A 12,910-nucleotide genomic window follows, 5' to 3' on the forward strand; every position below is an offset into this window, starting at 1 on the left:
GTGGTTTGACTATCATCATCTCGCATACACTCACAAGTGGCTCTTAGACGCTGCAAATTTAATGGGCTCTTCGCAAATTTTGGTGCACATAGTGCTAAAGCTTAAGCGCAACCTTTTTCTCCAACAAGGTGATGGAGGCTCGTCCTGCCATAATTCGTTTTACTGTTTTTATCTTGCATACCGTTCCTTCAAGAATTCCATTGTTCCATTTGCTGGTAATGGAATTCTTGATGGCCTGGTAGTCGTCAAGCAAACCCATGGCAAACTTTTCTATTCCATCCACCCCACATCCAATGGCCATATTTATCCATTTGTATAGTCCCATTTTGTTCTCTCCACTCAATATCCCTTGAAATGTGGAGACAAAGTATTTCAAATCATACATGTTTTTTTGTTGCATGAAAATCTTGACAGATTCCGTCTTTGGTCTTGAATTAAAGTGTACAATTGCGTTCCAAAGATCATGCTCTTCCATTCGTATGCTTTCTTTTGATAGAAATTTCCTCATTCTTTCTTTGTACTCCCCATATTCATTTTTCCATTTCTCCCTCAGAATGGACAGCAACATTTTCATTGCATACTTTTTCCCCGAACCATGAACGCCCTTGACCACACCTGAGTATTCCAAAGTCTTTTTCTCTAAGATTCTATCTGATATGTACTTCACATTTTTATATACCCATAGTTGGCTAGGGTTGAGAAAACTCTCATAAGTTGCATCTAGCAGTTTCTTAATCTCGCAACTGCTATAGCCTGTTTTGTCATGGATATCCTTTATAGAGAGCTCTTGATTTACATGCATTTGAAGACACAACTTCCGCTTAGCCAATGTTTTAGCTTTTTCCACGTCTTTACTCATTGAGTCCAAAGATGCATAAATACCTTGTAGCACCCAGGATTGATCTAAGACTGGAGGTTTGGGACCAATTTCACTTTTGTCCAACAAACGTTTTCTTTCATGCAAGAAGCGGCTTTGGACTTGTGGGAAAAGTGCTTTCGTCAAATTTTCCATAATATGGAATTTGTCTGCGACAACAGTTGCTGCAGGAAGAGCCTTCTTTATAGCCTTGATGTAACACTTGCCCCTATCGCGAGTGATGGTGGACACATGATGATAGAGGCTCAGGACTTCAGCGACCTTTTCGGAGTCTCTAGAATCAATCAATTCCAACACTTGACCAGTGTCATGATTGACGATGGCACTACCATACGAATAGCCTTTCCTTTTAGCAAAATCGTCTATACCAATGTTGGTTGCCGTCCTATCTGAAGCTAGTTTTATATTCTTGAGATGATTGATACATGTGTTGGGGCAGCAATGTATTCCCATATCCGACAATATTCTGGAAGCTGAGACTGATGACATCTGTAAGTGCACTTGGTTCATTAGTCTTGTACAGTCAATGGAAAATCTAGCATACTTGTTGAGCCAATCGGGCTGTTGCTCTGTAAAGAAATGACCATCGGCCTTACAGTGAAATTTACGCATATACAAAATCAGTGTAAAACGTTTTCCACCGAGCGGAGGCATGGTTACTTTCCTTTTTTGCCAGCCACGGGTATGATGTGTCTCGATATGGCAACGATCACAGCAAGCGCAAGTAGACTTGCTTTTTAGCGTCAGTGCCACTTCATCCTCTGTGATGGTATAGTTGATTATAACGAAATTAGCAAAGTGGGGGATGAGGAAAGCAACGAGGTTTTCTCCCACTTCAAAAGCATTTAATTTTAAATCCGTTTGGTTGTTTCCTAAATTTTCTGTACCTTTGCAAATGTTAGCGATTGTCTCCATTGTAAGTCTTATTTTTTGAACACTAATAAACTTACATTTTTTGTCGGACAATCGCTAACATTTTATGTAAAACTTTCTTAAAGAATTCTGCAGTTGGGCATTATGTGCACCAAAATTTGCGAAGAGCCATTTAATGAAATTATTTCATAAGTAGTAGTTTTCTAAGGTTAAATAAACTTAATTCGCTACTTTTTGTTCTGATACTCATTAGGTTGGTTTGTTGTGGGCAATAACGAATAGGCTCTTCCGCTTGTCAAACGATAACTATTTCTGAACTCATTAACCCGAAAATTACTCCGAAAGATAGCAGAATATCTCCGAAGAATACGAAAATATCTCCGAAAGATAGCAGAATATCTCCGAAGAATAAACCAGGAAAACAAATGTTGGGAATACGATGATGGATATGTGTTGTGGTGAAGGGTGAAGGGTATATTTTAAATCTTATATATATATTCTTTTTTTAGGATTTTTGGAAAAACCGGAAAGTCAGAAAAATGAAAAAACTGATTTTTTCCCTTGCCGCGCGTATATATAAAAAAGAGTTTTCAAACCTTCACCCTTCACCTTTTTATTTAACGTTTTATGTGTCAAATAGTTACGGGTGAAGGGTGGTGAAGGGTGTTTTTCGCTTTTTATAAACATATTTTAAGAATTTGGTCCGTTTTTACATATTTTAAGCGTTTGTTTTTGGTTCCGAAAGAGGTGCCATTTTTTTAGGGTTCCATTTTTTCTCTTTTCTTACCGCTGAAATCTTTGAAAAGCAAGTGGGGTAGGGGATTACGTGTTATGTTGTGTTAAACAATTATCAGATAAAAGAAGTTAACGATACCGAAAAAGAACTGATTTTTAAACAAATATTAACGCAGAAAATTTGAAGTTTCGCATATTAGATTGAACTTTCGTATCTGGGGAAGTTAAGGGAAGTTAAAGAAGTTATCACTCTCTACGGTCGTTCAGTAAACCAGGAAAACAATACTATTTCAGTGACTAACGAAGGCTATTTCAGTAAGAACAGGAGACTGTTCCAGTGAGAATAGCTTTCTGTTGCACTTTTTTTTCTGCATTTTTTCTTTTTTCCTGCAACCTTTATGTATCTTCTTACGTCTAACCATCAGATTTCCGAAACAAAAAGGTATTCGGTATATCACGTATTTAGAAACATAAAATAGAAATGATATGAAGAAATTATGTATTTGGGCGGTGGCTGCCGCTTTATTCTTAGCCCCAATGGGCTTGAGTTCTTGCAGTATGGGATCTTCTGCCAGTGAAATGAAGGGAAGTCTCAACTTTACGCAGGATGATTTGACCGAGAAGCCTTTCAAGGCTATCGACGTGGATGTGATTGCCAGCGTTTATTATACCCAGAACAATGGCGATGAATGCAGTGTTCGATTGGATTACTCTGCCATCAAGGATGCTGAGTTCGCACAGAAACTCAAGGAGAAACTCAAGGTGGTTTATCGTGACGGCGAGGTGAAGATCGGACTCAACGGAAAGCTCAAAGTGCCTGCCGCGTGTAACTCTGAAAAGAATAGACTCAAGATTTATATCACCAGCCCCGACCTGGTGAAGATTGCACAGGAAGGCGTGGGCTCATTCTATACCAAGAGCATCAATAGCGACCGCCTGAAAATCGATAACGAGGGTGTAGGCTCTGTCAAGATTGGGAAGGTTCTTGCCAACAAACTGGAGATAACCAACGAGGGGGTTGGCTCGGTAAATATCGATGATGTGGCTGGAGATGATATGAACATTGATAACGAAGGCGTAGGCTCGGTGAAAATCTCTAAGATTGAGATGGGAAGTGTGAAACTGGATAACGAGGGCGTAGGCTCGGTTAATCTGGGAATGTTTAAGGGTGGCAACCTGATTATCAAGAACGAGGGCGTGGGCAGTGTGAAAGCCAAGGTTGACTGCCAGAGTGTAAACGCTACTTCTGAAGGTGTTGGAGGGGTTGACTTGAGCGGCGTAACCCGTCAGTACAATAAGAAAAAAGGCGGAATCGGAGGGATTTCTGATGGTGGATTGACGGTAAGAAAGTAACGTAAGTTGTTGGAAAACAGAAAATAAAGTGGTTAAGAATTAGTGCGGAAAATTTTTAAAATGAATTTTTGAAAATTTTCCGCAGCTAAGAAAGTTCGTAATTAGAAGTCCCACTTTACACCGAGGCAAGGGCGAACCATCCAGCCGGCATTGCTGCCGAAGTTGTGGCTGATTTCTACCTCGCTACCTACGCTCAGGTTCTCGCAGCCGAAGTGCTGACCTACGTTGTACCAGAGCTGTGGCTCAGTAGTGAAGACGGTGTGCTCAGCTTTGTAATCGATGTTGCCATCCTTGTCGAGCTTCGGGTCGCCATCCTTATCCAGGAAAGAACTGTGGTCCTCCCACCAGAAATCTGCGAAACCGCTAAAGTTCAATCCCTTTAATCCAAAGATGTCTTTGCATCCCCAAACAGCAGTCAACTGCATTGGTACGTTCTGGTCGGTCTTGCGGATAGTCTTGTAGAGTGCCTGGAGTGTCAAGGTGTTCTTGAAACTCTTGTCGTGCATGAAATATTCCACACCGAAGAGCCAGGCATTGTTGATAGGGTATTTCTTGGTAATACCACCATTATACTCTACGTGGAGGCTCCAGTTCTTCATTGGGCTGTTCTGCCAGAAGTTCAATGCACGTGAAATCTCTGTATAGGTACCACCCTGTGCCACGTTTGGACTGCTGGTGTCCATTTTGTCGTAATTGAAGTCGTGGTCTACAAAGAAATAGGTGTTACCCCATTTGTCCTGCTTGAACATTTCGAGTGTGAGGGTAACAAACTTGCGGTCACTGCCGAAGTCGTAGAAAACTTGGGCGTTGGTCTGTGCTAAAGTTTTGCTCGCAGGGAGCAACGCAAGTGCCATGAGCAGTAGGCTTTTCATCTTTTTCATAATTTTTTTTCTTTTCTTTATTATTTATTAAATGAAACAAAAAACTGCGGACGGAAGGCCCGCAGTTTGTAATTATATTTATCCGTAACGATTAGTATGCAAAGAGAGGATAATCCTTCATTGTCGCATTCACCTTTTCGCGAACGCGGGCAATGACCTTCTCGTCCTCAGGAGCATTCAGAACCTCCTCGATGAGTTCGGCAATGAGATGCATCATGTCTTCCTTGGCACCACGTGTGGTCATGGCTGCTGTACCCAGGCGGATACCTGATGTCTGGAAGGCAGAACGGCTGTCGAATGGAACCATGTTCTTGTTGACTGTGATGTCGGCTGCAACCAGCGCATTCTCAGCGACTTTACCCGTAAGATCTGGATATTTACTTCGGAGGTCTACGAGCATAGAATGGTTGTCTGTACCACCGCTCACGATACCGAATCCGCGACCGATGAGGTCATCTGCGAGTACGGCTGCATTCTTCTTTACCTGAGTAGCATACTCCTTCCATGAAGGCTGCAGATTCTCATTGAAGGCTACTGCCTTGGCAGCGATGACGTGCTCCAGCGGACCACCCTGCTGACCTGGGAATACGGCAGAATTCAAGAGCATGCTCATCTTCTTAACCTCGCCCTTCTTGGTAGTCAAACCCCATGGATTGTCAAAATCTTTGCCCATCAGAATGATACCGCCACGAGGACCACGGAGGGTCTTGTGAGTAGTAGAAGTAACGATGTGTGCATACTTCAATGGGTTGTCGAGCAGACCGGCTGCAATCAGACCTGCAGGGTGAGCCATATCGATCATGAGGAGTGCGCCTACCTCATCGGCAATCTTGCGCATGCGGGCATAATCCCACTCGCGGCTATAAGCGCTACCACCACCGATAATCAGTTTTGGTTTGTGCTCAAGAGCCAGTTTCTCCATCTCGTCGTAGTCTACACGGCCTGTTTCCTTGTTCAGGTTGTAACCGATAGGGTTGTAGAGAATACCGGATGTATTGACGTGGCTACCATGAGAGAGGTGGCCGCCGTGGTCGAGGTTCAAGCCCATGAAGGTATCACCTGGCTTCAATACGGCAAGCAGAACAGCAGCGTTAGCCTGAGCACCAGAGTGAGGCTGTACGTTGGCATACTCAGCACCGAACACCTTCTTTACACGCTCGATGGCGAGGTTCTCTACGATGTCAACTACCTGGCATCCGCCATAATAACGCTTGCCTGGCAGACCCTCGGCATACTTGTTAGTAAGGTAAGAACCCATAGCGTTCATCACCTCGTCACTCACGAAATTCTCAGAAGCGATAAGCTCCATACCCTTCAGCTGGCGCTGATGTTCTCTTTCGATTAAGTCGAAAATCTCTTGATCTTTTACCATTTCCCTTTACTTTTTATGGTTGATGTTTAATGAAATCGGGTGCAAAAATAAGCAATATCTCTCAAACTACCAAATAAATCGTAACATTTTGAGTGATATTGCTTACTTTTTGTTATAAACTACCTGTTTTTATTACTTGCAGAGCTCTACTTTGCCCAATTGCTGCTCTTTGTCGCAGTAGTGGCAACGTACGATACCGAGCACTTTGTCTACGGTATGGAAGAGGGTCTGCATAGGCTCGTTGTTGGTGATACACTTAGGGTTGTTGCACTTTACGATGCCCTTCAGCGTATCAGGAGTCTTGACGGTCTTCTTCTCTACGATTTCGTAGTCTTTGATGATACTCAGTCCGATGTTAGGCGCAACGACAGAGAGTCGGTTGATTTCCTCATCGGTAAAATACTTGTTGGCAACCTTGATGATGCCCTTCTTGCCAATCTTCTTGCTTGGCAGGTTGTAGCCGATAGTAACAGGAGTCTCCATCTTCTCCAACTGGAGCAGATTTACTACCTGATAGGTCTTTTCGGCTGGTATATGGTCGATTACGGTACCGTTCTCGATAGCCGCAACCACTAATTGACTTTTATTGTTTCCCATCTCTTTTTTTTTAAATGTTGAGTGTTGAGTGTTGAATGTTGAGTGTTGAATGTTGAGTGTTGAATGTTGAGTGTTGAATGTTGAGTGAGGCTTGCGCCCTTGAGGCCCATGTTAAGTGTCCGTTAGGCAACTCAACATTCAACATTCAACATTCAACATTATTCAATATTCAACATTCAACATTATTCAATTATGCTTTTATCGTTCTTCACGTCATCGAGCGAGATGCCGAGGCAGTGGCAGAAGATAGCCTCACGTGCATAGAGGCCGTTCTGAGCCTGCTGGATATAGTATGCATGTGGATCATCGTCTACATCGTAAGCAATCTCGTTAACACGTGGCAGCGGATGCATGATCTTCATGTTCTCCTTAGCCTTGCAGAGCATGTCACGCTTCAGGATATACACGTTCTTTACGCGTTCATACTCCATCAGGTCGCTGAAACGCTCCTTCTGTACACGGGTCATGTAGAGGATGTCGGCACCTGCAATCACATCTTCGTTAAAGTCCTCGTGCTCAACATATTTGATGTTGTGCTCCTTGCAGTAGAGTTTATACTCTTCTGGCATGGCGAGTTCTTTAGGTGCGATGAAATGGAAGGTAGGATTGAAGTGGCGCATGGCTGTGATAAGTGAGTGAACGGTGCGGCCATATTTGAGGTCACCCACAAGATAGATGTTCAAGTTCTCCAGGGTTCCCTGGGTCTTGTAGATAGAGTAGAGGTCGAGCAGGCACTGTGAAGGATGCATGTGAGCGCCGTCGCCTGCATTTACGATAGGCACTGGTGCTACCTCACTGGCATACTGGGCTGCTCCCTCGATGAAATGGCGCATGGCGATTACATCGGCATAGTTGCTTACCATCAGGATGGTATCCTTGAGGGTCTCACCCTTGGTGGTACTGGATGTCTTGGCATCAGAGAAACCAATGACACGGGCACCAAGGCGGTTGGCAGCGGTTTGGAAACTGAGTTGGGTACGAGTAGATGGCTCGAAGAAAAGGGTCGCTACGACCTTTCCCTTCAACAACTCCCTGTTCGGGTGCTTTTCGAACTCTTGCGCCATTTCCAGGAGGTACATGATTTTCTCCTTGGAAAGGTCTGCAATGGTCACAAAATTATGTTTTTCCATTTGAAATTTGATTGAATGTTCTAAAATCGCCCACAAAGTTACATAAAAAATCTGATTTATGTGTGATAAGTCAAAACTTTTATGTAATTTTGCACAAATATTTAAAGAAATAGTGATGAGAAAGCGATTTATACATATTTTATGGGCTGTTTTCGGCACCGGAATACTCATGGTAATTCTTGCCTTTGTTGCCATCTGGTTTGGAATGATTGGCTACATGCCCGACATCGAGGATCTGCAGAATCCTATCAACAGATTTGCCACCCAGGTTTACTCTGCCGATGGCAAGGTGCTTGGTACGTGGAACCTGAACAAGGAGAACCGTATCGTGATTCCTTACAAGAAAATGTCACCTTATTTAATAAAGGCGCTGGTGGCTACTGAGGATGAGCGATTCTATGAGCATTCAGGTATCGACTTCCGTGCACTGGGACGTGCCATCGTCAAGCGTGGTATCCTGGGACAGACTAATGCGGGTGGTGGAAGTACCATCACGCAGCAGCTCGCCAAGCAGCTTTATTCTGAGAAGGCAGGCAGTACGATGGAACGATTGTTGCAGAAGCCGATAGAGTGGGTGATTGCGGTGAAGCTGGAACGCTATTATACCAAAGAGGAGATTCTGGCTCTCTATCTCAATTACTTCGATTTCCTGCACAATGCTGTAGGAATCAAGACGGCGGCCAATACCTATTTTAATAAGGAACCGAAGAATCTGACCCTCTGTGAGTCGGCAACGCTCATCGGACTGTGCAAGAATCCGTCGCTCTTCAATCCGGTTCGCTATCCGGAGAGAGCGAGGGAGCGCAGAAATGTGGTTCTTTCGCAGATGGTGAAGGCGGGGTATCTGAGCCGGGGCGAGTATAGCCAGTGTGCTGCTGAGCCGCTGACACTCAATTTCCACCGTACCGACCATAAGGACGGTTCGGCTACTTATCTGCGTGAGTTCCTTCGCCAGTATATGATGGCTAAGCGTCCGGAGCGTAGTGATTATCCATCCTGGAACCGTGCCCAGTTTGTGGTGGATTCTATCCAGTGGGAGAATGATCCGCTCTATGGATGGTGCAACAAGAACTATAAGAAGGATGGTTCGCCATATAATGTATACAGTGATGGACTGAAGGTGTTTACAACTATTGATAGCCGTATACAGCAGTATGCGGAAGAGGCTATGTATCAGCATGTAGCCCGCTATCTGCAGCCTCGCTTCAGTGCAGAGATAGCCCGCAAACCAAGCTCGCCATACAGCGATAAGCTGACACCGAAACAGATTAAGAGTATACTGAACCGCAGTATCACCCAGAGTGAGCGTTACCGTACGATGAAGGCTGCGGGATATTCTGAGGATGAAATCAAGGCGGCATTCCGCAAAAAGCAGGAGATGACCGTATTTACCTATCATGGTGATATTGATACACTGATGAGTCCGCTCGATTCTATCCGTTATTACAAGAGTTTTCTGCGTAGCGGTTTTATGAGCATGGACCCTAAGACGGGTGCTGTGAAAGCGTATGTGGGTGGATTGGATTATACTCATTTCATGTATGACATGGTGAGTCTGGGACGCCGGCAGGTGGGTTCTACCATCAAGCCATTCCTTTACAGTCTGGCGATGTCTAACGGCTTCCAGCCTTGTGATCTGGCGCCTAACCGTCAGCAGACCTATATGGTGGCTGGTCGTCCGTGGACACCTCGCAATGCCAACCATTCACGTGCCGGACAGATGGTACCGCTGAGTTGGGGATTGGCGCAGAGTAGCAACTGGGTGAGTGCTTATCTGATGAGTAAGCTCAATCCGCAGCAGTTCGTACAGATGTTGCGCGATTTCGGCATCAACAGTCCTGATATCCATGCATCCATGAGTCTCTGTCTGGGACCATGTGAGGTAAGTGTCAGTGAGATGGTGAGTGCCTATACCGTATTTGCCAACCACGGCATCCGTACTGCTCCAATGTTTGTGAGCCGTATCGAGGATAATGAAGGTAATACGATTGCTACCTTCCAGCCACGTATGAACGAGGTAATCAGTGCCGATAATGCCATGAAGATGCTCACCATGCTGATGGGCGTTGTGGATAATGGTACGGCAGGAAGACTGCGCTACCGTTATAACCTGGAAGGACAGATTGGCGCCAAGACCGGTACTACCAATAACAACAGCGACGGTTGGTTTATCGGCTTTACTCCACAGCTCGTAAGTGGCTGCTGGGTAGGTGGTGAGGAGCGTGATATTCACTTCGATTCCATGAGTATGGGTCAGGGTGCTACCATGGCTTTGCCTATCTGGGCGATATTCATGAAGAAGGTTTATGCCGACCCGTCGCTGGGTATCAGTCCTGCTATCAAGTTCGATTTGCCGGAAGACTACAATCCTTGTTCCCGAAAGGCAGCCGAACAGGATGACTTTGAGGAAGTAGGAGGTGGCAGCATCGACGAAGTTTTCGAATAAAAACCAAGGCATTCGCCATTTTTGCATGTATTTATTTTAAATAGTGCAAAAATGGCGAATGTTATTTGTTTATATGCATTTTTTTTTGTATTTTTGCAGAGTTTTAGAACATGCATAGCCCGAATGATGTTTCTTCGGGTTTTCAAAATAGAAATAAAATAAAAAATCATTATAATGAACGTTTCATACAAATGGCTTAAAGAATACGTCGATTTCGATTTGACACCACAGGAGACTGCGGACGCGTTGACCTCTTGCGGACTCGAAGTTGACGCTTTGGAAGAAGTTCAGTCTGTCAAGGGCGGACTGAAAGGTCTCTATGTTGGTAAAGTGTTGACATGCGAGGAGCATCCTAATAGTGATCACCTCCATGTTACAACCGTTGACTTGGGTAAGGGCGAACCTCAGCAGATTGTCTGTGGTGCTCCTAACGTTGCTGCAGGTCAGAAGGTTATCGTGGCTGATTTGGGCTGCGTGCTTTACGATGGCGACCAGAGTTTTACCATCAAGAAGAGCAAACTCCGCGGTGTAGAGAGTTTGGGTATGATCTGTGCTGAGGATGAGATTGGTGTAGGTACCTCTCACGACGGCATCATCGTACTCCCTGAAGATGCTCCGGTAGGTCAGCCTGCTGCTGAATATTACCATCTGGAGAGCGACTGGCTCATCGAGATTGATATCACAGCCAACCGTGCTGATGCGCTCGGTCATTGGGGTGTAGCCCGCGACCTGTATGCCTGGTTGAAGCAAAATGGCTACAAGACAAGCTTGCATCGCCCAACTTGCGATGAGTTTGTGGTAGACAACGAAGATCTTCCTATCGATGTTGAAATCCAAAATACTGAGGCTTGCAAGCGTTATGCCTGTGTAAGCATCACCGGTTGTGAGGTGAAGGAAAGTCCTAAGTGGTTGCAGGATAAGCTGAACATCATCGGCTTGCGCCCTATCAACAATATCGTGGATATCACCAACTACATCATGATGGCATACGGCCAGCCATTGCACTGCTTCGATGCAGACATGGTTACCGGTCATAAGATTGTAGTTCGTACCCAGCCAGAGGGCACCAAGTTTGTTACTCTCGATGGCGAGGAGCATACCTTGGGTGAGCACGACCTGAGCATCTGCAATGCTGAGGAGCCTATGTGTATCGCCGGTATCTTCGGCGGTAAGGGTTCTGGTACTTACGAGACAACCAAGGATGTAGTCTTGGAGAGTGCTTACTTCCATCCTACATGGATTCGCAAGAGCGCTCGCCGTCATGGTTTGAGTACAGATGCCAGCTACCGTTTCGAGCGTGGCGTAGATCCAAACGGACAGATTTATGCTTTGAAGCAGGCAGCCATCCTCTGCAAGCAGTTGGCTGGCGGTAAGATTTCCATGCAGATCAAGGATGTATATCCAGAGCCAATGCAGGATTTCCCTGTTCGCCTGAACTATGAGTATGCGCATCGCCTTATCGGTAAGGAGATTGGTGCAGAGACCATCAAGAACATTGCTACATCTCTCGAAATGAAGATTGTGAAGGAGGATGCTGAGGGTATCGACCTCCTGGTTCCTGCTTATCGCGTAGACGTTCAGCGTCCTTGCGACGTGGTAGAGGATATTCTCCGTATCTACGGATATAATAATGTGGAGATTCCAACCCAGTTGAAGAGCTCCCTGACTGTTCAGGGCGATGAGGATAAGGCTTATCACAGCCAGAACCTCGTGGCAGAGCAGTTGGTAGGCGAGGGCTTCATGGAGATTCTCAACAACTCTATGAGCAAGGCTAGCTACTATACCGACTTCGACCTCAACAAGTATCCTAACGAGACAACCGTGAAGGTGATGAACCCATTGAGTGCTGATCTCGGTGTGATGCGCCAGACGATGCTGTTCGGTGGTTTGGAGAGCGTGGTTCGCAACATCAACCATAAGAGCCAGAACCTGAAGTTCTTCGAGGTGGGTAACACCTATATATACAATAAGGAGAAGTGGAGCGAGGAGAGTCCTATCAAGGCTTACTCTCAGGAGGCTCACATGTCACTCTTCATCACCGGTAAGCGCGTAGAGGGCAGTTGGGCTCATGCTGATGAGCAGAGCAGCATCTACGAGCTGAAGGCTGTGGTAGAGAATATCCTTCGCCGTGTAGGTATGCCACAGAACAACGTGGTTATCAAGCACAGCGACAATAACATCTTCTCTAAGGGTGTAAGTTACGAGACCCGTGCCGGTAAGGTATTGGTAGAACTGGGTATCCTGAGCCTGAAGCTGAAGAAGGCATTCGATATAGAGCAGGATGTGTTCTATGCTGATATCCACTGGGATAACCTGATGAAGGCAGTGAAGAAGGTGAACCTTACTTACACCGACATCAGCAAGTATCCTTCAGTGAGCCGCGACCTTGCATTGCTCGTAGACAAGAATGTAGAGTTCGCTCAGATTGAGCAGATTGCCCACCAGACAGAGAAGAAACTTCTGAAGAGCGTTGTTCTCTTCGATGTTTATGAGGGTGAGCATTTGCCAGAGGGCAAGAAGAGTTATGCCGTTAACTTCATCCTGCAGGATGAGGAGAAGACTCTGAATGACAAGCAGATAGATGCTATCATGAAGAAGCTCATAGCCAACCTTACAAGCAAGCTCAATGCAGAATTGAGATAATGC

General features: G+C 45.3%; 8 protein-coding genes. 3 read left to right on the forward strand and 5 right to left on the reverse strand.

The features are described 5' to 3' along the window. Window positions 1-94: 94 nt before the first annotated feature. A complete protein-coding gene (locus FO447_RS02340) occupies window positions 95-1,792 on the reverse strand; it encodes an ISL3 family transposase (RefSeq protein ID WP_118082171.1) in 1,698 nt (565 codons plus the stop codon). 1,179 nt (window positions 1,793-2,971) lie between these two features. Between FO447_RS02340 and FO447_RS02345 the strand changes: the two genes are divergently transcribed. Further along, window positions 2,972-3,838, forward strand: coding sequence for a GIN domain-containing protein (locus FO447_RS02345; RefSeq protein WP_200757484.1), 867 nt, complete (start codon window positions 2,972-2,974; stop codon window positions 3,836-3,838). A gap of 101 nt (window positions 3,839-3,939) precedes the next feature. On the opposite strand, the gene FO447_RS02350 is transcribed toward FO447_RS02345, so the two are convergent. The 4 genes from FO447_RS02350 to pyrB form a co-directional block, all read right to left on the reverse strand. After that, window positions 3,940-4,719: a DUF5020 family protein gene (locus FO447_RS02350; RefSeq protein WP_234699046.1), complete on the reverse strand. Its 780-nt coding sequence runs from the start codon at window positions 4,717-4,719 to the stop codon at window positions 3,940-3,942. Between the two features lie 91 nt (window positions 4,720-4,810). Continuing rightward, complete coding sequence (glyA, locus tag FO447_RS02355; protein ID WP_117587318.1) at window positions 4,811-6,091, reverse strand: serine hydroxymethyltransferase; 1,281 nt, start codon at window positions 6,089-6,091, stop codon at window positions 4,811-4,813. A 132-nt stretch (window positions 6,092-6,223) separates the two neighbouring features. Next, a complete protein-coding gene (gene pyrI / locus FO447_RS02360) occupies window positions 6,224-6,688 on the reverse strand; it encodes an aspartate carbamoyltransferase regulatory subunit (RefSeq protein WP_117587317.1) in 465 nt (154 codons plus the stop codon). A 182-nt stretch (window positions 6,689-6,870) separates the two neighbouring features. Then, window positions 6,871-7,818 carry an aspartate carbamoyltransferase gene (gene pyrB / locus FO447_RS02365; protein WP_118062888.1) on the reverse strand — a complete coding sequence of 316 codons (948 nt, stop codon included), beginning with the start codon at window positions 7,816-7,818 and terminating at the stop codon, window positions 6,871-6,873. A gap of 115 nt (window positions 7,819-7,933) precedes the next feature. Between pyrB and FO447_RS02370 the strand changes: the two genes are divergently transcribed. Next, window positions 7,934-10,264, forward strand: coding sequence for a penicillin-binding protein 1A (locus FO447_RS02370; RefSeq protein ID WP_118151144.1), 2,331 nt, complete (start codon window positions 7,934-7,936; stop codon window positions 10,262-10,264). Between the two features lie 174 nt (window positions 10,265-10,438). Beyond that, entirely contained in the window at window positions 10,439-12,907 is a 2,469-nt protein-coding gene (pheT, locus tag FO447_RS02375; RefSeq protein ID WP_200757486.1) for a phenylalanine--tRNA ligase subunit beta, read from the forward strand. Window positions 12,908-12,910: the final 3 nt, after the last annotated feature.

It is taken from the genome of Segatella copri, from assembly GCF_015074785.1.
Lineage (GTDB): Bacteria > Bacteroidota > Bacteroidia > Bacteroidales > Bacteroidaceae > Prevotella.

Bases quoted from the DNA above. Each gene is read 5' to 3' on its own strand.
- FO447_RS02370 (WP_118151144.1), top strand. From the start codon at position 7,934: ATGAGAAAGCGATTTATACATATTTTATGGGCTGTTTTCGGCACCGGA.
- FO447_RS02350 (WP_234699046.1), bottom strand. From the start codon at position 4,719: ATGAAAAAGATGAAAAGCCTACTGCTCATGGCACTTGCGTTGCTCCCT.
- pyrI (WP_117587317.1), bottom strand. From the start codon at position 6,688: ATGGGAAACAATAAAAGTCAATTAGTGGTTGCGGCTATCGAGAACGGT.
- pheT (WP_200757486.1), top strand. From the start codon at position 10,439: ATGAACGTTTCATACAAATGGCTTAAAGAATACGTCGATTTCGATTTG.
- pyrB (WP_118062888.1), bottom strand. From the start codon at position 7,818: ATGGAAAAACATAATTTTGTGACCATTGCAGACCTTTCCAAGGAGAAA.
- FO447_RS02345 (WP_200757484.1), top strand. From the start codon at position 2,972: ATGAAGAAATTATGTATTTGGGCGGTGGCTGCCGCTTTATTCTTAGCC.
- FO447_RS02340 (WP_118082171.1), bottom strand. From the start codon at position 1,792: ATGGAGACAATCGCTAACATTTGCAAAGGTACAGAAAATTTAGGAAAC.
- glyA (WP_117587318.1), bottom strand. From the start codon at position 6,091: ATGGTAAAAGATCAAGAGATTTTCGACTTAATCGAAAGAGAACATCAG.